General features: G+C 65.8%; 23 protein-coding genes. 12 read left to right on the top strand and 11 right to left on the bottom strand.

The genetic code is table 11. The annotated features are described in order from the left end of the window. Window positions 1-75: 75 nt before the first annotated feature. From lptB to VKM35_RS06615, 5 genes are read right to left on the bottom strand one after another with little or no spacing between them, the layout of a single operon-like run. The gene (lptB, locus tag VKM35_RS06635; RefSeq protein ID WP_324319636.1) at window positions 76-795 is read right to left on the bottom strand and encodes an LPS export ABC transporter ATP-binding protein; all 720 of its coding nucleotides are present in this window, start codon (window positions 793-795) and stop codon (window positions 76-78) included. Continuing rightward, window positions 796-1,347 carry a lipopolysaccharide transport periplasmic protein LptA gene (gene lptA, locus VKM35_RS06630; RefSeq protein ID WP_324319634.1) on the bottom strand — a complete coding sequence of 184 codons (552 nt, stop codon included), beginning with the start codon at window positions 1,345-1,347 and terminating at the stop codon, window positions 796-798. Further along, a complete protein-coding gene (gene lptC / locus VKM35_RS06625; RefSeq protein WP_324319638.1) occupies window positions 1,328-1,885 on the bottom strand; it encodes an LPS export ABC transporter periplasmic protein LptC in 558 nt (185 codons plus the stop codon). Before lptC ends, lptA begins: the two co-directional genes overlap by 20 nt. A gap of 16 nt (window positions 1,886-1,901) precedes the next feature. Then, a complete protein-coding gene (locus VKM35_RS06620; protein ID WP_324319632.1) occupies window positions 1,902-2,462 on the bottom strand; it encodes a KdsC family phosphatase in 561 nt (186 codons plus the stop codon). Beyond that, window positions 2,463-3,491 carry a KpsF/GutQ family sugar-phosphate isomerase gene (locus VKM35_RS06615; RefSeq protein WP_324319630.1) on the bottom strand — a complete coding sequence of 343 codons (1,029 nt, stop codon included), beginning with the start codon at window positions 3,489-3,491 and terminating at the stop codon, window positions 2,463-2,465. A gap of 77 nt (window positions 3,492-3,568) precedes the next feature. On the opposite strand from VKM35_RS06615, the gene VKM35_RS06610 reads away from it, so the two are divergent. Together VKM35_RS06610 and murA are read left to right on the top strand one after the other, a co-directional pair. Continuing rightward, window positions 3,569-3,799, top strand: coding sequence for a BolA family protein (locus VKM35_RS06610; protein ID WP_324319628.1), 231 nt, complete (start codon window positions 3,569-3,571; stop codon window positions 3,797-3,799). A gap of 57 nt (window positions 3,800-3,856) precedes the next feature. Continuing rightward, window positions 3,857-5,116: a UDP-N-acetylglucosamine 1-carboxyvinyltransferase gene (murA, locus tag VKM35_RS06605; protein ID WP_324319626.1), complete on the top strand. Its 1,260-nt coding sequence runs from the start codon at window positions 3,857-3,859 to the stop codon at window positions 5,114-5,116. A 153-nt stretch (window positions 5,117-5,269) separates the two neighbouring features. On the opposite strand, the gene VKM35_RS06600 is transcribed toward murA, so the two are convergent. The 4 genes from VKM35_RS06600 to purM are packed head-to-tail and all read right to left on the bottom strand — an operon-like array spanning window position 5,270 to window position 8,137. Then, a complete protein-coding gene (locus VKM35_RS06600; protein WP_324319624.1) occupies window positions 5,270-5,974 on the bottom strand; it encodes a DUF3108 domain-containing protein in 705 nt (234 codons plus the stop codon). Window positions 5,975-6,007: 33 nt separating this feature from the next. Beyond that, window positions 6,008-6,676: a phosphoribosylglycinamide formyltransferase gene (gene purN / locus VKM35_RS06595; protein WP_324319622.1), complete on the bottom strand. Its 669-nt coding sequence runs from the start codon at window positions 6,674-6,676 to the stop codon at window positions 6,008-6,010. Window positions 6,677-6,680: 4 nt separating this feature from the next. Beyond that, complete coding sequence (locus tag VKM35_RS06590; protein ID WP_324319620.1) at window positions 6,681-7,106, bottom strand: hypothetical protein; 426 nt, start codon at window positions 7,104-7,106, stop codon at window positions 6,681-6,683. Beyond that, window positions 7,103-8,137, bottom strand: a complete 1,035-nt coding sequence (gene purM / locus VKM35_RS06585; protein ID WP_324319618.1) for a phosphoribosylformylglycinamidine cyclo-ligase — start codon at window positions 8,135-8,137, stop codon at window positions 7,103-7,105. Before purM ends, VKM35_RS06590 begins: the two co-directional genes overlap by 4 nt. A 151-nt stretch (window positions 8,138-8,288) precedes the next feature. Between purM and VKM35_RS06580 the strand changes: the two genes are divergently transcribed. Genes VKM35_RS06580 through hda form a run of 4 tightly spaced genes read left to right on the top strand, consistent with a single transcriptional unit; the run spans window position 8,289 to window position 11,975 of the window. Then, on the top strand, window positions 8,289-9,575 hold the full coding sequence (locus VKM35_RS06580; RefSeq protein WP_324319617.1) for a DUF2066 domain-containing protein: 1,287 nt from the start codon (window positions 8,289-8,291) through the stop codon (window positions 9,573-9,575). Beyond that, window positions 9,572-10,129, top strand: a complete 558-nt coding sequence (locus tag VKM35_RS06575) for a CDP-alcohol phosphatidyltransferase family protein (RefSeq protein WP_324319614.1) — start codon at window positions 9,572-9,574, stop codon at window positions 10,127-10,129. The genes VKM35_RS06580 and VKM35_RS06575 overlap by 4 nt, the downstream gene beginning before the upstream one ends. Further along, complete coding sequence (locus VKM35_RS06570) at window positions 10,126-11,289, top strand: AI-2E family transporter (RefSeq protein ID WP_324319611.1); 1,164 nt, start codon at window positions 10,126-10,128, stop codon at window positions 11,287-11,289. The genes VKM35_RS06575 and VKM35_RS06570 overlap by 4 nt, the downstream gene beginning before the upstream one ends. Further along, window positions 11,286-11,975, top strand: coding sequence for a DnaA regulatory inactivator Hda (hda, locus tag VKM35_RS06565; RefSeq protein WP_324319609.1), 690 nt, complete (start codon window positions 11,286-11,288; stop codon window positions 11,973-11,975). The genes VKM35_RS06570 and hda overlap by 4 nt, the downstream gene beginning before the upstream one ends. A 54-nt stretch (window positions 11,976-12,029) precedes the next feature. Here the strand turns inward: hda and murU are convergent, their stop codons facing one another. Further along, window positions 12,030-12,731 carry an N-acetylmuramate alpha-1-phosphate uridylyltransferase MurU gene (murU, locus tag VKM35_RS06560; RefSeq protein WP_324319607.1) on the bottom strand — a complete coding sequence of 234 codons (702 nt, stop codon included), beginning with the start codon at window positions 12,729-12,731 and terminating at the stop codon, window positions 12,030-12,032. Window positions 12,732-12,828: 97 nt separating this feature from the next. Next, window positions 12,829-13,827, bottom strand: coding sequence for an aminoglycoside phosphotransferase family protein (locus VKM35_RS06555; protein WP_324319605.1), 999 nt, complete (start codon window positions 13,825-13,827; stop codon window positions 12,829-12,831). Window positions 13,828-13,938: 111 nt separating this feature from the next. Between VKM35_RS06555 and VKM35_RS06550 the strand changes: the two genes are divergently transcribed. The 6 genes from VKM35_RS06550 to VKM35_RS06525 all read left to right on the top strand — a co-directional run. Further along, window positions 13,939-15,354 carry a mannose-1-phosphate guanylyltransferase/mannose-6-phosphate isomerase gene (locus VKM35_RS06550; protein WP_324319603.1) on the top strand — a complete coding sequence of 472 codons (1,416 nt, stop codon included), beginning with the start codon at window positions 13,939-13,941 and terminating at the stop codon, window positions 15,352-15,354. A 66-nt stretch (window positions 15,355-15,420) separates the two neighbouring features. Continuing rightward, entirely contained in the window at window positions 15,421-16,545 is a 1,125-nt protein-coding gene (locus tag VKM35_RS06545) for an MraY family glycosyltransferase (RefSeq protein ID WP_324319601.1), read from the top strand. Next, a complete protein-coding gene (locus tag VKM35_RS06540) occupies window positions 16,545-17,363 on the top strand; it encodes a tyrosine-protein phosphatase (protein ID WP_324319599.1) in 819 nt (272 codons plus the stop codon). The genes VKM35_RS06545 and VKM35_RS06540 overlap by 1 nt, the downstream gene beginning before the upstream one ends. A 32-nt stretch (window positions 17,364-17,395) precedes the next feature. Continuing rightward, entirely contained in the window at window positions 17,396-18,115 is a 720-nt protein-coding gene (locus tag VKM35_RS06535; RefSeq protein WP_324319597.1) for a polysaccharide biosynthesis/export family protein, read from the top strand. 23 nt (window positions 18,116-18,138) lie between these two features. After that, on the top strand, window positions 18,139-20,472 hold the full coding sequence (locus VKM35_RS06530) for a GumC family protein (RefSeq protein ID WP_324319595.1): 2,334 nt from the start codon (window positions 18,139-18,141) through the stop codon (window positions 20,470-20,472). Then, the coding region (locus VKM35_RS06525) for a hypothetical protein (RefSeq protein WP_324319593.1) at window positions 20,469-20,667 on the top strand (199 nt) is incomplete at its 3' end. The genes VKM35_RS06530 and VKM35_RS06525, both read left to right, overlap by 4 nt.

Raw genomic sequence — 20,667 nt, 5'->3', positions numbered from 1 at the left:
GTGCGCGATGGTGATGCAGCGACTTGAAGTACCCCTCACCCCAGCCCTCTCCCCGCAAGCGGGGCGAGGGGGAATCTACAGCCGGAACGACTCGCCCAGGTACACGCGGCGCACGTCCGGGTTGGCCAGCACTTCTTCGGGCGAACCCTGCGCGAGCACGGTGCCGGCGTTGAGGATATAGGCGCGGTCGCAGATGCCGAGGGTTTCGCGGACGTTGTGGTCGGTGATCAGCACGCCGATGCCGCGTTGCTTGAGATGGCGGACGATCTTCTGGATTTCGCCGACGGAAATCGGATCGACGCCGGCGAAGGGTTCGTCGAGCAAAATCATGCGCGGCTTCGCGGCCAGCGCGCGGGCGATCTCCACGCGGCGACGTTCGCCGCCCGAGAGGCTGGCGCCGAGTTGCGTGGCGACGTGGGCGATCTGCAGTTCATCGAGCAGCGCGGCGAGTTCGACCGCGCGACTCTGCGCATTCAAGTCTTCGCGCAGCTCGAGCACCGCCATCAGATTGTCGGAGACGCTGAGCTTGCGAAATACCGACGCTTCCTGCGGCAGGTAGCCGACGCCGCGGCGCGCGCGCTGGTGCATGGGCAGGGCGGTGATGTCTTCGCCGTCGAGCAGGATCTGGCCGTGGTCGGCCGGGACCAGGCCGACGATCATGTAAAAGCAGGTGGTCTTGCCGGCGCCGTTCGGGCCGAGCAGGCCGACGACCTCGCCCGGGCTGAGGTCGAGCCCGAAGTCATGTACGACTTCGCGCTGTTTGTAGCGTTTGCGCAAACCGCGGGCTGACAGCACTTACTTCTTCCCGTCGGCGGCGGGCGTGGTTTCTTCGGCGGGCTTGCTGCCGGCGGTCGTGGTCTTGGGCAGGATGTGCATCGAGACGCGGCGGCCGTCGCCACCGCCGTCGAGGCGGCCAGTCTTGAGATCGTACTTGATGGTTTCGCCGCTGAGGTTGCCGCGCGGTTGTTCGACCACCACGCCGCCGGTGAGCACCATCAGGTCGCTGCTTAGCGTGTAGACGATCTGCGCGGCACGGGCATTCATCGGCTCGCCGGTGTCGGACACCTGCTTGAGATGCGCCGGCGCACCGGTGAGCACGACTTCGGCGATGTCGCCGTTCTTGCGCTTGATCACCGCGCGGTCGGCGTCGACTTCCAGCGTGCCCTGGGTGATGCGGACGTTGCCGGTGAGGATGGCGTCGCCATCGTCGGCGAGCACAGCATCGGTATGGTCGGCGGCCACATCCATGGGCTGGTTGCGGTCAGTGGTCTTGGCCTGCGCGGCGAGCGGCAGCGCTGCGATCAGGGCGAGGGTGAGCAGGCGGGAATTACGGGCGGCGAGGCGCATAGCGTCCTTTGACATCGGCGAGCAATTGGAAATGGTGGGTCTGCATGTCGGTGCGCATGCCCTTGCCCCGCAGTATAGAGTCGGCCCGGGTGATGGTCACTTCGGCGTCGGTCTGGGTGAGGTTGCGCTTGGGGAAGACCTCGAGATGCGCACTGTTGAAGCGTGTGCGCGCGCCGGACGCACCCGGCGGCCCGAGCATCAGCACATCCTCGATCAGCCTTACTTCCACACCCTTCTCGGCAACCCAGGCGGTTTTCGAGGTGGCGATCCAGCGGCCACCGTCCTTGTCGGGGAAGGAGAATTCCGGCAATTGCAGGGTCAGGGTCTTGCCTTTGGGGTCGCGCTCGAGCTGCGGTGCCTTGACCGTAAACGACTCCAGACCTTTCTCGTCGAGCGTGACCAGGTTGAAGTCGCGCAGGGTGTAGTCGGAGCGGATCTGGCTTTCGCCACGCGGTTTGGGCTGCGGGCGCAGTTTCCAGACCGCGAAGCCGCTGATCGCCGCCACCGCGAGCAGGGCCAGGGCGATGACCGGACGCATCCTCACGCGAATGTGCTCATGCGCGCTGGAACTTCGCCAGCACCGCCGGCTTGAGTCCGCGCGCTTCCAGGATCAGGTCGCAGAGTGCACGTGCGGCGCCAGCGCCGCCGTTTTGCGCGGTCACCCAATGCGCGCGTTCGCGCAGCCAGGCGTGGCCGTCGGCGGGCGCGGCAGCGAGGCCGACGTGGGTGAACACCGCGAGATCGGGCAGGTCGTCGCCGAGGTAGGCGACTTCGTCGGCGGCGATGCCGAGGCTGCTGCGCAGCGCTTCGAGGCAGGCGAATTTGTCTTTCACCGCGGTGAATACATGCGACAGGCGCAGGTCGCGGGCACGCGCTTCGGCCGCGGCGCTGCTGCGCGCGGTGATCAGCGCGACGGCGATGCCGTTGTCTTCGAGCAAGCGCAGGCCCTGGCCGTCGTGTACGTGGAAGGCTTTCATCTCTTCGCCGGCGGCGCTGAACCACAGGCGGCCGTCGGTGAGCGTGCCGTCGACATCGAAACAGCAGAGGCGGATTTTCGCGGCGCGCTCGCGCAGCAGCGGATCGATATCGGCGGCGAGGTCGGCGAAGGCGTCCACTCAGACCACCCGCGCGCGCAGCAGGTCGTGGATGTTGAGCGCACCAAGCACGCGTTGTTCCTCATCGACGACGACCAGGCCGTTGATCTTGAATTCCTCCATCAGCCGCGCCGCTTCCACGGCCAGCTGCTGCGCGCCGATGGTTTTCGGCGAGCGTGCCATCAACTTGCTCACCGGCGTGGCGCGCAGGTCGATCGCGGCGTCGTCGAGGGCGCGGCGCAAATCGCCATCGGTGAACACGCCGAGCAGGCGGTCGTCGACATCGACTACCGCGGTCATGCCCAGGCGCTTGCGGCTCATCTCGACCAGGGCCTCGCTGGCACTGGCATCTGCGGATACGCGCGGCACGTCGGCGCCGGCGTGCATGATGTCGGCGATGCGCAGCAGCAGGCGGCGGCCAAGGCTGCCGGCGGGATGCGAGCGGGCGAAATCTTCGGCGGTGAAACCACGCGCTTCCAGCAACGCGACCGCGAGCGCATCGCCCATCACCAGCGCGGCGGTGGTGCTGGTGGTCGGCGCCAGGCCCAGCGGGCAGGCTTCCTCGGCGACGCTCACATCCAGATGCAGGTCGGCGAGTTTGGCCATGCGCGAATCGCTGCGCCCGGTCATCGCGATCAGCACATTGCCCTGGCGCTTGAGCGCCGGGACGATGGTGAGGATTTCTTCGCTCTCGCCGGAATTGGACAGGGCCAGCACCACGTCCGAATCCTTGACCATGCCCAGGTCGCCGTGACTGGCTTCACCCGGGTGCAGGAAAAACGCCGGCGTGCCGGTGGAAGAAAACGTCGCGGCGATCTTGGTGGCGATATGCCCGGACTTGCCCATGCCGGTGCAGACCACGCGGCCGCGGCAGGCCAGCAGCAGGCGACAGGCTTCGGCGAATTCCGGACCGATGCGCGCCTGCAGACTTTCCAGAGCGCGGGCTTCGACAGCGATGACGCGGCGGCCGCTGGCGATCAGTCCAGCCTCGGTCCCGGCATCGGCCGGAGTCGTGGCGGTGGTCGGCGTGGCGGCGGGGGCGGCAGTCATGCGGGAGTCGGAACCGTTTATGATGGCCGCCCATTGTAAAGCCTGCGCGGCCCGCGCCCGCATTTTCCCGCCCAGCCATGAATGCCGAACTGATCCAGCAGCTTATCGAGGCCGGCCTGCCCGGCGCCCAGGCCCGCGTACAAGGCGAGGACGGCGTGCATTTCGAGGCGGTGGTGGTCGCTGAAGCCTTCCGCGGCAAGCTGCCGCTGGCCCGGCATCGCCTGGTCTACGCAACTCTCGGCGAGCGCATGGGCGGCGAGATTCACGCACTGGCGCTGCGCACCCTGACGCCCGACGAAGCCGCCTGATCGCAGCGCGGCGCCCTCCATCGATTCACCGATTCTTTTTCTCGAGACCCTGATCCCATGGCCAAGATCGTCATCACCGGCGGCGAAGTACTCAACGGCGAAGTGCAGATTTCCGGCGCCAAGAACGCCGTCCTGCCCATCCTCTGCGCCACGCTGCTGGCCGACAGCTCCATCTCGATCGGCAACGTGCCGCATCTGCACGACGTCACCACCACGATGGAATTGCTCGGCGCGCTCGGCGCGCAGCTCACCGTCGACGAGAAGCTCACGATCACCGTCGATCCGAGCAAGAACATCAACACCGTCGCGCCCTACGAGCTGGTCAAGACCATGCGCGCCTCCATCCTCGTGCTCGGCCCGCTGCTGGCCAAGTACGGCCACGCGGAAGTGTCGCTGCCCGGCGGTTGCGCGATCGGTTCGCGTCCGGTCGACCAGCATATTCGCGGCCTGCAGGCGCTGGGCGCCGACGTCGTGGTCGAGAACGGCTTCGTCAAGGCGCGCGCCGACCGCCTCAAGGGCGGCCGCTATTCCTTCGACATGGTCACCGTCACCGGCACCGAGAACGTGATGATGGCGGCGGCGTTGGCGAAAGGCACCACGGTGCTGGAGAACTGCGCACAGGAGCCGGAAATCGTCGACCTCGCCAACTGCCTGATCTCGATGGGCGCGAAGATCGAGGGCGCCGGCACCACCAAGATGGTCATCGAAGGCGTCGACAACCTGCGCGGCGGTCATTACGACGTGCTGCCCGACCGCATCGAGACCGGCACCTTCCTGATTGCCGGCGCGATGACCGGCGGCAAGGTGATCTGCCGCAAGACCCGCGCCGACATTCTTGATTCGGTGCTGTTGAAACTCGAAGAGGCCGGCGCCGAAATCAATTCCGGACCCGATTTCATCGAGCTCGACATGAAGGGCAAGCGCCCGAAAGCGGTGAGCCTGACCACCGCGCCGTACCCGGCATTCCCGACCGACATGCAGGCGCAGTTCGCGGCGATGAACTGCATGGCCGACGGCGTTGGCGTCATCAAGGAAACGATTTTCGAAAATCGTTTCATGCATCTCAATGAATTGTCGCGCCTCGGCGCCGACATCCGCGTCGATGGCCACACCGCCATCATCCGCGGCGTCGAAACCCTGACCGGCGCACCGATCATGGCTACCGACCTGCGCGCCTCAGCCTCGCTGGTGCTGGCCGGCCTCGTCGCCAAGGGCGACACGACGGTGGACCGGATTTATCACATCGATCGCGGTTACGAGAACATCGAGGAAAAACTCGGCGGCCTCGGCGCGAAGATCCGGCGCTTGCCGAGCTGACGAACGCCCCGCATAGCCTCTGCCGCAGCAGCTGACCCCCTCTCCCGGCGGGAGAGGGCCGGGGTGAGGGAAACCTCAAATCGCCGCAGCAGCTGACCCCCTCTCCCAGCGGGAGAGGGCTGGGGTGAGGGAAACCCCAAATCGCCGCACTCTTTACCGAATCGCCGTCACCCGCATCTCGATCGTCTCGCCGTTGGCTTCGGTCTGCAGGATCTGCAGCGGCACGTATTTCTTGTCGACGCCGAACCACAGCGTGGTGACGCGGCCATTGCCACTGTCGCGGATGCGTTCGACGCGGATCGCACGTTGCGGACCAAGCGCGGTGCTCATGGTTTCGACGGCCGCCTGGCGGTAACGCTGCGCATCGACGCTGTCGCTGTCGGCGACGGGATAGATCAGGTCGCCGGTCTTGTGCGCGGCGAGATCCTGGATCAGGGCGACGGTGATCGCGTTGCGATCGAGCACGCCCGGCGTGTATTTAAGCGTGCGCGCCTGGCCCTTGTCGGTGCTGGTGATGCGGCCGGCACCGGCGTCGACCTGGATGCTGCGCTCCTTGGTTTTCCAGGCGAGTTTTTGCCGGTACGAATAGCTCAGCGTTTCCGGCACATTGCCGGTCCAGCGCAGCAGCGAGCGCTCGTTGAGGGTGACGCCGGCGATCGCGGCCATGCCTTCGCTGCCGATGGTGTCGGTGCGCAGCTCGTAATGCCCGTCGGGCAGGGCATTGAACACCACGGTCGCGGTGCCCAGCTTGCTGCCATTGCGGCTGACCTCGTATTGCGCCTGGTACGGCGCCGGTGCGGCGGCCAGCGACAGCGTCGGCAGTGCCAGCAGCAGGAAGGAAAGCGGTTTGCGGATCATCGGGGCAGGGTCTCGCTGAAGGGAGGCGGGGCCTCACGGCGCCCGCAGAGTGTCGTCCGCTTGCAGAACCAGAGGTGAAGACAGGGCGTGGCCCTGAAATTGCGCGTGGCCATCGACGACGCGAAGCCGGCCGCGCGCCAGCCATTCGACCGTCGCGACCAGCAGCGGATGCTCGCGTGCCAGCACGCGCGCCGCCAGCGTTTCCGTGCCGTCGCTGGCAAACACCGGCACCCGCGCCTGCGCCAGCGGTTGCCCGGCATCGAGTTCCGGGATCACCAGATGCACGCTGGCGCCATGTTCGGCGTCGCCGGCGGCAAGCGCGCGGCCGTGTGTATCCAGGCCCGGATGACGCGGCAGCAATGACGGATGGATGTTGATCATCCGGCCGGCCACGCGTTGCACGGCGGCGGCGGAAATCAGCCGCATGTAACCCGCACAGACGATCAGGTCGGGTTGAACGGCGAGGATTTGGTCGAACAACGCGGCATCGAAATCGGCGCGCGCGGCGAAATCGCGCGGTCGCTGCGCATGCGTCGGAATGCCCAGGCTTTTCGCCAACGCGATCGCGCCCGATTCGGGCTTGTCGGAAAACACACCAACCACGCGCGCCGGCCAGCCATCGCGCCGCTGCGCATCGACCAATGACTGCAGGTTGCTGCCGCGGCCGGAGGCGAGAACGGCTAGGCGGAAATCGGCCGCCATCGGATCAAGCGCCTGGCGAGGGCGCCGTGAACAGCGCTTTCACCGAAGGTTTCATCAGCGTGATCAGGGTGAACACGCCGAGGACGGTGCCGAAAGGCATGAGCATGCAGGCCAGCGCGGCCATCACGAGGCAGAACGTGTAGCGCTGGCGCTGCTTGAGGCACTCGCCGGCGTAGGCGAGGCAGGCGCTGAACGTCAGGCCGGTGAGGATGAAGCCTGCTGCGAAGACAATGAAGATCCATCCGATCGCTGCCGGTGGCGGATTCCTCTCGCCGTGGAAGCCGCCGGAAACCATCGCGATGCCGATCACGAGGTGGATGATCGGGAACAGCGAAAACAACGCGGTCAGGCCGGCCACGACCCAATGGAAGATGCGCAGCAGCCGCAGGTGTTCGGCATCCTGCGCGTCGCTGTCGACGACGGAATTCACGCGATGCGTACCCGCTCGTCGCTGGCGGTCTTCACTACCGCGCCGATCGCGCGATGCGCCAGGCCGAGACGATCGAGATCAGCGGACACCGCCGCGACATCGCCCGGCGCCAGCACCAGTACAAAGCCGATGCCGCAATTGAACGTGCGCCACATTTCCGGCGCCGGTACCGCGCCTTCGCGCTGCAGCCAGTCGAATACCGGCGGCAGCACGATGCTTGAGGCTTCGATATCCAGGCCCAGGCCGTCGGGAATGACGCGGATGATGTTTTCAGTGAGGCCGCCGCCGGTGATGTGCGCCATCGCGTGCAGTTCGTGCGCGGCGAGCACTTCAAGAATCGGCTTCACGTAGATGGTGGTGGGTGCCATCAGCGCATCGATCAGGCTGACGCCGCCGAGATCGAGATCGCCCGGCCGGCCGGCGCGGTCGAAAATCTTGCGCACCAGCGAGTAACCGTTCGAATGCGGGCCGCTGGAGGCGATGCCGAGCAGCACGTCGCCGGCGCGCACCTTGGCGCCGTCGAGCAGCGCGGATTTTTCCACCGCGCCGACGGTAAAGCCGGCCAGATCGTATTCGCCGGGCGGATACATATCGGGCATTTCCGCGGTCTCGCCGCCGATCAGCGCGCAGCCGGCGAGTTCGCAACCCTTGGCGATGCCGCCGACCACGGCGACGGTGGTGTCGACGTGCAATTTGCCGGTGGCGAAATAATCGAGGAAGAACAGCGGTTCGGCGCCCTGCACCAGCACGTCGTTGACGCACATGCCGACCAGGTCGATGCCGATCGTGTCGTGGCGGTTGAGCTGCTGCGCGAGCTTGAGCTTGGTACCGACGCCGTCCGTGCCCGAAACCAGCACCGGCTCGCGATATTTGCCGCTGAGGTTGAACAAGGCGCCGAAGCCGCCGAGGCCGCCCATCACTTCCGGGCGGAAGGTGCGCTTGACCAGCGGCTTGATGCGTTCGACGACCGCATTGCCGGCATCGATATCAACGCCGGCATCGCGGTAGGTGAGGGGGGTGGATGAGCTCATCTCGACGGATCCGGCGCCGCGGCGCGCAATTTGAAGGCGGCATTCTACCAGCGGCCCTGCGGATGCGTCCGCGCCTCCGGGCGCGTCGGTTGGACGCACCCGGCCCGCTTGCGGCACCATGCGGGCTGCGTTCGACCCCCCAAAGCGACCCATGCGACCGACTTCCCGCGCCCTCAGCTCCTTCCTGTTGTCCGTCCTTGCGTTCACCTGCGCGGTATCGACCGGCGCCGCGGCGCAACAGGCCGCACCGGCCGCGCACGCGAACAAGCCGGCCATCGTCGGCGCCAGCAAACCGGCGACCACGAGTGGCAACAGTACCGCCAGCAATGGCGACGACGACGCCACCGCCGCGCCGGTCAAGATCAAGCCGATGCGCGACCCCGCGCTGTATCGCACCGAGGTCACGCTGACCTCGCAGGGCGACAACGAGCGCCGCGCCGCCACCGCGCGCGGCCTCGGCCAGGTGATCGTCAAGCTCACCGGCAATGTCCAGGCGGTCGGCAATCCGGTGATCCGCAAGGCGATGCCGTCGGCGCAGTCGTACGTCAGCGATGCCAAGACCGAGACCGCCGCCTCCGACAGCGAAGGCAACACCGCCGTCGGCGGCGCGCCGATCTACAAGACGACGATGAGCCTGGCCTACGATCCGGTCGCGGTCGATGCGCTGATCGCCGGCGCCGGGTTGAAATACTGGACCGGCATCCGTCCCAAACCGATTCTCTGGCTGGCGATCGACGACGGCCGCGGCGCGCGCCTGGTCACCGGCCAGCAGATCAATGTCGTCAAGCCGCTGGCGCAGCGCGGCCTCGAGCGCGGCCTGCGCTTCCTGCTGCCGGCCGGCAGCGCCGTCGAACAATCCGCGCTCGCTTCGATCCTCGCCCTCAATGCATCGGCATTGCAGACACTCACCGCGCGCTACGGCAACGATGCGCAACTGGTCGGCAAGATATATCGCGCTAACGGCGGCTGGACCGGCGACTGGGTATTGAGTCAGGCCGGTGTCGAATTGTCGCGCTGGACCTTTAGCGATCCCGACGCTCGTCGCGTCATCGCATCCGGCGCCGACACCAGCGCCGACGCGATCGCACAGCGCGATGCGGTGTACCTGAGCATCGGCGCCGCTGGCAGCTACATGATCGATATCGCCGGCGTCGACAACCAGGCCGAATTCGTCAAGGTGATGGCGTATCTGCAGCGGCTTGCGATCGTCAAGCACGTGACTGTGGTCGAGGCCGCGCCCGATCACCTGCGTCTGCTCATGGACCTCGGCCTCGGGCCGACCGGCTTCCGCATGATCATCGCCACCGATGACGTGCTCGTGCCCTTGTCGACGCCGGACGCGCCGGTGACGCCGCCGCCTGCGCCCGGCAGCGACGATGCCGCGCTCGGCCTGCCGCCACCGCCCCCCAGCAATGTGCCGCGCTACGGCCTGAAATGAAGCTGCGCTGGCTTCCGAACGCCATCACCATTTCGCGCATGGTGATGGCGCTGCCGTTGCTGTGGTTGCTGATGATCGATGACTATCGCAGCGCGCTCTGGCTGGCCCTCGTCGCCGGGTTGAGCGATGCGCTGGACGGCTTCATCGCGAAAACTTTCGACTGGCGTTCTGCGCTCGGCGGCATTCTCGATCCGATCGCCGACAAACTGCTGCTCAGCGTCTGCTTCTTCGGCCTGTGGTGGAGCCTGCACCTGCCGACCTGGCTGGTGGCGCTGGTGTTCGCGCGCGATCTGGTGATCGTCGTCGGCGCGTTGGCGTGGTGGCGCCTGATGGGCACGTTCAAGCCCGCGCCCAGCCTGCTGAGTAAAATGAACACCACGTTGCAGATCGGCCTGGTGGCGGTGGTGCTGGCGCATCTCGCGCTCTGGCGCGTGCCGTTGGTTTTCCTGCAGTCGTTGCTGCTGGCGACGGCCTTGCTGACCTTGCTCAGCGGCCTTGATTATGTGATTCGATATGGTTCGCGCGCCTGGCGCGCACTCGGGAGCAGGCAATGAACGAAACCCACGCGCGCCGCGGGCAGTGGCTGCTGATCACGGCGGCGGTTGGCGTGCTGCTGTGGCTGCTCGCACCCATCCTCACGCCGTTCGTGCTCTCGGCGTTGCTGGCCTGGCTCGGCGATCCGCTGGTGGTGCGCCTGGAACGCGCCGGCCGCACGCGCACCGTCGCGGTGCTGCTGGTGTTCGTGTTGATGGTGCTGGTGATCACGCTGGCGCTGGTGATCCTGGTGCCGCTGCTGGAAGACCAGGTGGGCCAGTTCATCGTCTGGCTGCCGCGCCTCGCCGACTGGATCACCGTCACCGCGATCCCCTGGGTCGAGCATCGCGGCGGCTTCAAGCTCGCGACCTATATCGATCCGACGCAGCTGATCGCGTTGCTGAAAGGTCACTGGCAGCAGGCCGGCGGCATCGCCGCGACCGTGATCGGCGGCCTGTCGAAATCCGGTCTGGCGATCATCGAGTTCTTCGCCAACATCGCGCTGATTCCGGTGGTGACGTTTTATTTCCTGCGCGACTGGCGTTCGATGCTGACGCAGATCCGCGAGCTGCTGCCGCGTCCGCTGGAACCGGTGGTCGTGCGCCTCGCGGCGGAATCGGACGAAGTGCTCGGCGGTTTCCTGCGCGGTCAGTTGAGCGTGATGTTGTCGCTGGGCACGATCTACGCGACCGGCCTGTGGCTGGTCGGCCTCGATCTCGGCTTGTTGATCGGTTTCGTCGCCGGCCTGGTGAGCTTCGTGCCGTATCTGGGCGCGATCGTCGGCGTCAGTGCCGCGGTGATCGCCACGCTGGTGCAGCACGGTGATGTCACCCATCTCGCGCTGGTGCTGATGGTGTTCGCGATCGGCCAGACCATGGAAGGTTTCGTGCTCGTGCCGTGGATGGTCGGCGACAAGATCGGCCTGCATCCGGTCGCGGTGATTTTCGCGATCATGACCGGCGGCCAGCTGTTCGGTTTTCTTGGTGTGCTGCTGGCCCTGCCGGTGGCGGCGGTGGCGATGGTCGGCCTGCGTTATGCCCACGACCGCTACACGCACAGCCATTTGTACGGTGGCGAAAAGGAGCGCGCCGGCGTCGATCTTGCGCTGGTGCCGGCGCCCGAGGATCTGGAAATCCTGCCCGCGGAACCGGCCGCGGACGCGGCGACCCCCGAAGCGTGAGTGCACAGCTGCCGCTATCGCTGAAATTTCCGCCCGACCAGCGTCTCGAAAGCTTCGTCGGCAACGACGCGCTGCGCGATCTCGTCGCCGCCGCGGCGAGTGGCGCACGCAGCGACTGGCTGTATCTCGCCGGCGCCGCCGGCAGCGGCAAAACACATCTGTTGCTCGCGGCCTGCGCGCAGGCACAGGGGCTGGGTCGACGCGCGATCTTCCTTCCGCTCGCGGCACTCGCTGGACGATTGGACGCGGCGCTGAGCGGACAGGACGATGCGGATCTGGTCTGCCTCGATGGCCTCGATGCGATCGCCGGAAATGCGGCGGATGAAGAAGCGCTGTTCCATTTCCACAATCGCGCGCGCGCCGGCCTTGGCCGTCTGATCTACAGCGCGACCGCGATGCCGTCGGTGCTGGGCGTCGCCTTGCCCGATCTGGTGTCGCGTCTGGAACAATGCACGCGCCTGAGCCTGGAGCCGCTGGACGAGGACGCGCGCCGCCGCGTGCTGCGGCAGCGCGCCGAACGCCGCGGCCTGGAGCTCGACGATGCCGTGCTCGATTACCTGTTCCGCCGCGTCGGCCGCGATCTCGCCACGCTTACCGGGCTGCTCGATCGCCTCGACCGCGAAAGCCTCGCCGCGCAGCGACGCATCACAGTGCCGTTCCTGAAACAATTTTTGCCGTCGCCGTAGGAGCGATGGAAATCGCGACAACTCTCGCAAGACGTGTCGCGATTTCCATCGCTCCTACCGGGACAATTGCCGATCCAGCTCCGCCAGCCGCTCCGGCGTGCCGACATCGGTCCAGCGGCCGCGATGCTGTTCGCCAGTGATTTTTCCGGCGCGCATCGCCGCGCGCAACAGCGGCGTGAGCTTGAAGCGCGGCGGTATTTCTTCCGTGCCCGCGACATCGCCGATCACCGCGCGCCAGTCATCAAGCAGCGCCGGACGGTACACGCCGACGCCGGCAAACGTCAGCCGCCGCTCGCCGTCGGAATGCACTTGGCCGTCATCGGCGAGTGCGAAATCGCCGCGCGGGTTGTGTGCCGGGTTGTCGACCAGTAGCAGATGCGCAAGACCTTTCGGTTCGCGCGGCAAGCGCGAGAAATCGGCGTCGGTCCAGATGTCGCCGTTGACGGCGAGGAAGGGCGCGTCACCGAGTTTCGCCAGCGCGTGCAGCATGCCGCCGCCGGTTTCCAGCGGCTCGGCGCCTTCGAACGAGTAGTGCAACTGCAATCCCCAGCGTGAACCATCGCCGAGTACTGGCGCGAAACGATCGGCCAGCCAGGCGGTGTTGATCACCACCTCGCGCACGCCGATCGCCGCGAGTTTTTCCAGATGCCAGACGATCAGCGGCTTGCCGCCGACGAGCAGCAAAGGCTTCGGAGTGTGCTCGGTGAGCGGCCGCATGCGCTCACCCTTGCCGGCGGCGAAGATCAGCGCGCGCATGATTCGCCTCGCATTCTGTTGCTCGTAGGAGCGATGGCAATCGCGACCGTTGCGCACGTCCTGTGGCGATTGCCATCGCTCCTACGGAGAATGGGGGTCATGCAGGCACCGTGATATCTCTTTCGCCCAGCGCGCGTTCGATCAGGTCGATCAGCGGGGCGATGTCGGGATAGCGGCGGCCGACATTGCGGGTGTAGCGCCAGACCAGCGGCAGGTCGTTGAGGTAGCCGGCCTTGCCGTCGCGATACCAGAGCCGGCAGAAGATGCCGAGCACCTTGATGTGGCGTTGCAGGCCCATCAGGTCGAAGGCGCGGCGGAATTGTTCCGCGTCGATCTGTGCGATGCCCGCCGCGATCAGTCGCTGCCGATACGCTTCCACCCAGGCCTGCACGCGTTCGTCGGGCCAGGCGATGTAGCAGTCGCGCAGCAGCGAGACGAGGTCGTAAGTCACCGGCCCACGCACCGCGTCCTGGAAATCGAGGATGCCGGGATTGTTGAGCTCAGTGATCAACAAATTGCGCGAGTGGTAGTCGCGATGCACGAAAGCCTGCGGCTGGTTTTCGGCATTGCGGATCAGGCTGCCGAAGGCAAGTTCGATTACGTCCCAGTCGTCGCAGCTCGGCTCGAAACCCAGGTGACGCTTGAGCAGCCACTCCGGCATCAACTCCATTTCCGTCGCCAGGCGCGCGGCATCGTAGGCGGGCAGGTCGGCACAGTGGACTTTCGTCTGCATCGTCAATAACGCGTCCAGCGCATCGGCGTACAGCGCGTCGACGCGGGCGTCGTCGAGTTCGGGAAGATAGAGGCGGGTGCCGAGGTCGGCCATCAACACGAAGCCGAGGTCGGCGTCGGCGGCGCGGATTTCCGGTGCGTGCAGGCCGGCGGCAGTGAGACGCGCGGCGATGTCGAGCCAAGGACGGATGTCTTCCTTGTCCGGCGGCGCGTCCATCACGATCCAGGTGTGGCCGTCGCTGATGCTGCGCCAGTAGCTGCGGAAACTGGCGTCGGCCGAGGCGCGTTCGAGCGGTGCCTGTGCATCGTCGAGCGCGGTGCGGGTCCAGGCCAGGCGTTGCGCCTCGCGGTCGGGCAGGGTCATCAGTGAGGTCCGGTCGGATCGAATGAAGGTCGAATTATGAACCATGCTCGCGATCCGGCCCGAACTGCGCCTGCCGTGGCAAAATGTCCCACCGTCCCCCAGGCAGTGACCATGACCGAACTCGTTCCCGTGCTACTTTCCGGCGGCTCCGGCACCCGGCTCTGGCCGCTCTCGCGCGAGTCGCATCCCAAACAATTCCTGCCGCTGCTTGGCGAACACACGCTCTTGCAAGACACCTGGCTGCGGCTGCGCGGCCTGCCCGGCGCTGAGGCGCCGCTGGTGATCGCCAATGAAGAGCACCGCTTCCTGGTCGCCGAACAATTGCTGGAAATCGGCGTCACCCCATCCGCCATCGTGCTCGAACCGATCGGCCGCAACACCGCCCCGGCGATCGCCGTCGCTGCGCTGCAGGCGATGGCCGATGGCAGCGATCCGGTGCTGCTGGTGCTTCCTTCCGATCATGTGATCCGCGACGAACCCGCGTTCCGCGCCGCCGTGCTGGCGGCGTTGCCGGCCGCGCAGGCCGGCGGCCTGGTCACCTTCGGCATCGTGCCGTCGGCGCCGGAAACCGGTTACGGCTACATCAAGGCCGGCAAGGGCGAGGGCGTGCGCGCGGTCGAGCGCTTCGTCGAAAAACCCGATCTCGCCACCGCCAAACAATACGTCGCCAGTGGCGAGTACTTCTGGAACAGCGGCATGTTCGCTTTCCGTGCGTCGCGTTATCTCGAAGAACTGGGCAAGACGCAGCCGGCGATGATCGCCTCGGCGCGCGAGGCCCTGGCCAAGGCGCGCCGCGATGTCGATTTCCTGCGTCTGGACCGCGATGCATTCGCTGCCTGCCCGTCGGATTCGATCGATTACGCGGTGATGGAAAAGACCGATGCCGCGAAAGTGTTGCCCATCAATGTGGGCTGGAACGATGTCGGTTCCTGGTCGGCGCTCTGGGAAGTGTCCGAGCAGGATGCCGCCGGCAACGCCCATCGCGGCGAAGTGATCGCACTCGACTGTCACAACACGCTGGCGATGAGCGAGCGCCGCATGATCGCGATGATCGGCCTCAACGACGTGGTGATCGTCGATACCGACGATGCGTTGCTGGTCGCGCACAAGGATGCCGTGCAGCAGGTCAAGGACATCGTCACCGACTTGCGCAAGAACAAGCAGCCACAGGCGACCTGGCATCGCAACGTTTACCGCCCGTGGGGCAACTACGATTCGATCGACAACGGCGAGCGTTTCCAGGTCAAACGCATCGTGGTCAAGCCCGGTGGCACGCTGAGCCTGCAGATGCACCATCACCGTGCCGAGCACTGGATCGTGGTCAGTGGCACTGCCCGGGTGACATGCGATGACAAGGTATTCATCCTCAGCGAAAACGAGAGTACTTTCATTCCGCTGGGCAGCAGGCACCGTCTGGAAAATCCCGGCCGCGTGCCGCTGGAACTGATCGAGGTGCAGTCGGGCAGTTATCTGGGCGAGGACGACATCGTCCGCTTCGAGGACGTATACGGCCGTAGCCCGGGATGATAAAACCAGCCGAAGGATCGGCGGCGACGCAATGATCGAGGCGCAGATGTTCCCCCCGAGGCGCGAATGGATTGGTTGAAAATGTTGGGGCAGCTCGACGGCATGTCGGCGGTGCGCGTGCTTGCCACGTTCGCGATCACCGCGCTGCTGATTCCGCTGTGCCTGCCGCTGGCGCAGAAGCTTGGACTTTACGATCTGCCCGGCGGCCGCAAGCAGCACGAACAACCCACGCCCTACATCGGTGGCGCGCTGATTCTGGTGGCGGTGGCGGCGGGGCTGTTCCTGTTCGAGCGCGACCTCAGCCACGCCAATATCGTTTTCTGCTTCTGCGCCCTGGTGCTGGTCGTCGTCGGTCTGCTCGATGACCGCTACGACCTCAGCTGGCGCCTGCGTATCGCCGTGCAGGTGCTGGCGACGCTGGCGATGGTGTATTTCGCCGATATCCGCGTGCAGAACCTCGACGATGTTTTTGGCGTCGACAAGATGTATCTCGGCTGGTTGGCGGTGCCGTTCACGGTGTTCATCGTGGTCGGCGTGATCAACGCGCTGAACATGATCGATGGTTCCGATGGTCTCGCCGCGGGTCAGGTGATGGTCTCGCTGCTGCTGTTCGCAGGGTTCGCGCTTTACGCCGGCAACGGCCCGGTCGCCGAGCGGCTGCTGGCGATCGCCGGCGCCGTCGCCGGTTTTCTGATCTGGAATCTGCGCCTGCCCTGGCAGTCGCGTGCGCGGGTGTTCCTGGGCAATGCCGGCAGCATGCTGCTGGGTTTCGTGATCGCGCTCAGCGCGGTGCGCCTGACGCAGAATTCCGCGCACCCGGTCTCGCCCGTGCTCGGGCCGTGGACGGTGGCGATTCCGCTGCTCGATTGCGTGGTGCTGATGTTCCGGCGCGCGCGCCAAGGCCGTTCGCCGTTCTCGGCCGATCGCAATCACCTGCATCACTATCTGCTGGACGCCGGTTACAGCGCCAATCAGGTCGCCTGGGGCTTGGCGGGGCTGTCATTGATCCTCGGCAGCACGGCGGCGATCGCGGTGAAGCTCGGCGTGCATCGGCCCTACGTGGTGCTGGCGTTCTTCGTGTTGCTTGGCGTGCACTACGCCTTCAGTGCCGACCGCGACCGTGCCGTCGCCTGGCTGGCGCGCGGACGCCAGCGCCTGCTCTCCATCAAGCCCGACCCCGAGGCCGCCTGATGAGCCACGGCGATGCAGAGGCGATGATCGACCTGCATTGCCACATGCTGCCGGGCATCGATGACGGCGCCCCCGATCTCGAGGTCGCGCTGGCGATGGCGCGTTGTGCGGTCGCCGACGGCATCACCGTTACCGCCTGCACGCCGCATATCTATCCCGGCCTCTACGAAAACAACCGCGCCGGCATCGCCGCCGCGATCATCGAGTTGCAGCAGCATCTGCACGAAGCCGGCATCGCGCTGGAACTGAGCATCGGCGCCGACACCCATCTCGCGCCTGACCTGATCGCCGACATCCGTCGCGGCCACATCCCCACGCTCAATGGCGGCCGCTATTTCCTGCTCGAGCCGCCGCACCACGTGGCGCCGCCGCGTTTCGAGGACTCGGTGTTCCAGCTGATGGCCGCCGGCTATGTGCCGGTGATCACCCATCCCGAGCGCCTGTCCTGGATCGAGGACAACTACGCGATCTTCGGCCGCCTCGTGCATGGCGGCGCCTGGATGCAGATCACTTCCGGTAGCCTCACCGGCCGCTTCGGCCGCCGCCCGAAATACTGGTCCGAGCGCATGCTCGACGAAGGCCTGGTGCACATCCTCGCCACCGACGCCCACCACATCGACAAACGTCCGCCGCTGCTCGCCGAAGGTCGCGCCGCCGCCGCCGCGCGCGTCGGCGCCACCGAGGCCCTGCATATGGTGCATACGCGCCCGAAGGGCATCCTCGCCGATGCCGCGCCCGACGCCTTGCCGTGCCTGCCGGAGCGGGCTGTTCAGACTTCGTCGCGGCCGGGCTTGTGGCAGCGGTGGTTTGGCGCGTGATAATGATCTTCGCCCCAAGGATTGGAGAGCTCATGTCCACCAGCCGCATTGTTCTTGTCATGGCGCTGCTCGCGTTGCTTGTCGGATGCGCCAGCGACAATTCCGGTGCGATCCGCAACGGTTCGGCGCGGGCAGTGTCCGGGACCACCACCTTGCGCGCGCCCGACACCACCTCCTCCAGCGGCGCTTACCAAGGCGTCTCCGAATACCGCGTCGGCCCGCAGGACCTGATCGAGATCAGCGTCTTCCAGGTGCCCGATCTCAATCGCACGGTGCGGGTCAATTCGGTGGGGCAGATTTCGCTGCCGCTGATCGGAATCGTCCAGGCTGGCGGAAAAACCGTCCAGGAATTGGAGACCGAGGTCGCGAAAAAGCTGAACTCGACCTACCTCCAAAGCCCGCAGGTCACCGTCTTCGTCAAGGAATTCACCAGCCAGCGCGTCACCCTCGAAGGGGCGGTCAAGAAACCGGGAATTTATCCGCTCACCGGCAAGACCACCCTGCTTCAGGCGGTGGCGATGGGCGAAGGACTGGATCCATTGGCCGACCTCAAGGGTGTGGTGATTTTCCGCACCATCGACGGCAAGAAGATGGCCGCGGTTTTCGATCTCGCGCAGATCCGGGCCGGCAATATCGAGGATCCGCAGGTGTACGGCGACGACATCGTCGTGATCGAGCAGTCTGGCTCGAAGACGACGTTCCGGCGCATCATCGAGTCCATGCCGGTCCTCAATCTGTTCCGGATTTTTTGAGTCGTCCTGACAAGGTCAAGTGAATGCAGAAGAATCAATCTGACGACGACGGGCATCGGCGACCAGCCAACCTGCCGACGGCGGCCCATGACCGGCAGCAGGCGTTGACGTTTCCGGTGCATGGCCGGCCGCAGCCGCTCAGCCTCGATGTGCTGCCGCAGGCGGACAAGGAAGGAACCGGCGACGAGATTGACCTGCTCAGTTACTGGCGCATCCTGGTCAAGCGTCGTTGGACGGTGCTGGGTGCGCTCGCGATCGTGCTGGTCACCACGCTCGTCGGCACCTTGTTGATGACACCGATCTATCGCGCTTCGGCCAGCCTGCAGATCGATCGTGACACCATCAAGGTCGTCGATGTCCAGGGCATGGAACCGATCGAGGGTTCGGGCGATCGCGATTTCTACCAGACCCAGTACGAACTGCTGCAAAGCCGCGCGCTCGCCGAGCGCGTGGTATCGCAACTGAACCTGGCGCAGACCGGCGAGCTTGAACGCATCAGCCCGCATTCGCCCTGGGCCAAGCTGATGTCGATGCTCTCCGGCAACGGCGGGGATGCGGGCAAGAATGGCCGCTCCGGCGAGACCGCTGCCCAGAAGGACACGCGCGTCGAAGATCGTCAGCGCGCCCTGGTCAGTGCTTTCGCCGACGGCTTGTCGATCGAGCCGGTGCGCAACTCGCGCCTGGTGCGGGTCAATTACGACAGTCCGGACAAACGCTTCTCGCAGCGTGCGGCCAATGCCGTCGCCGAAGCCTTCATCGCCAGCAACCTCGAGCGCCGCTTCGATTCCTCGTCCTATGCCAAGGGCTATCTCGAAGACCGCTTGCAGGAACTCAAGCTCAAGCTCGAGGACTCCGAACGCAAGCTGGTCGGATTTGCACAGAAAGAACAGATCGTCAGCACCGGCGGCGAACAATCGGGCTCGCTGTCCGAGCAGACCCTGGGCACGCTCAACGCCGCGCTCGGCAAGGCCAAGGAAGACCGCATCCGCGCCGAATCGCGCTGGCGCCAGGCGCAGGCCTCGCGCGGGCTGGTGATGTTCGGCGATGCCGGCAGCAACTCCATCATCCAGTCGCTGCAGCAGAACCGCGCAACGCTGATGGCCGATTACCAGGACAAGCTGCGCCTGTACAAGCCTGCGTATCCGCTGATGCAACAGCTCAAAGGGCAGATCGACGAAGTCGACAAGCAGATCGCCGGCGAGATGGGCAACATCCGCTCTTCGATCCAGGCCGAATATCTGGCGGCACAGGAACAGGAACGCCTGCTCAACGAGCAGATGACCAACGTGAAAGGCGAAGTGCTGGATCTGCAGAATCGCTCGATCCAGTACAACATCTACAAGCGCGAGGTCGACACCAACCGCCAGCTCTACGACGGACTGCTGCAGCGCTACAAGGAAATCGGCATCGCCGGCGGTGTCAGCACCAACAATATTTCCATCGTCGACAAGGCCGACATCGGCAGCAAGTACAAACCCAGCCTGACCCGCAATCTCGCCCTCGGTGGTCTGGTCGGATTGATGCTCGGCGTGTTGCTTGCACTGGGTTTCGAGTACCTCGACGACACGCTCAAGACGCCCGAAGACCTGGAAAAGCAACTCGGGCTCGCTGTGCTTGGCGTGATCCCGAAGCTCAAGGACATCACACCCGAGCGCGCGCTGCTGGATTCGCGCTCGGCCTTCGCCGAGGCCTACCGGTCGGTGCGTACCGCTCTGCAGTTCTCCACGGCCCACGGTTCGCCGAAAACGCTGCTGATCACCAGCGCCACGCCCAACGAAGGCAAGTCGACGACGGCGCTCACGCTCGCGCGCAACTTCGCCCAGCTTGGCAAGCGCGTGCTGCTGATCGACGCCGACCTGCGCAACCCGTCGCAACACAAGATTCTCAATGTGAGCAACACCAAGGGCTTGAGCAACCTGCTTGCCGGTGCCGCCAAACCGATGGACGTAATCATCGAGACCGGCGAGCCGAACCTGCAGATCATGACCAGCGGGCCGCTGCCGCCGAATCCGGCCGAGTTGTTGTCCGGCAGCAAATTGCTGTCGTTGCTGACCGTCGCCGCCGAGAAGTTCGACAAGATCATCATTGACGGCCCGCCGGTGCTCGGCCTGGCCGATGCGCCGATCCTGTCGAACGTCGCTCATGCCACCTTGCTGGTGGTCGAAGCCGGCGAAACGCGTATCGGCGTTGCCCGCAATGCGATCAAGCGCCTGCAGGCAGCGCGCGCGTTCGTAGTCGGCGGCCTGCTGACCAAATACGAATCAAAACAGGCCGGCCGCGGTTATGGCTACGGCTATGGCGACTACAGCTACTACAGTTATGGCGGCAAGGAACAGGCGAAGCTGACGGAGCGATGACCGCCCTGGGCGCCAGCGCACTCGAACAAGCCCTGGCGTTGCTGCGCGCACCAGGCATGCTGGCTGCGGTTCGCGAGCGCCGCTTCCCGGACGACCTGTTGCTGCTGCTGCGCCTCGCCGCAGGCGATGCCACTACCGCGGCCGACGCCATGCTCGCCAGCGGCGAATCCGCGCCGCAGGTGCGCGAGGCGGCGA

It is taken from the genome of Arenimonas sp. (assembly GCF_035312645.1).
GTDB lineage: Bacteria > Pseudomonadota > Gammaproteobacteria > Xanthomonadales > Xanthomonadaceae > Arenimonas.
Note: the sequence above shows the minus strand (reverse complement) of the source record. Positions and strands in the feature narration are given on the sequence as shown.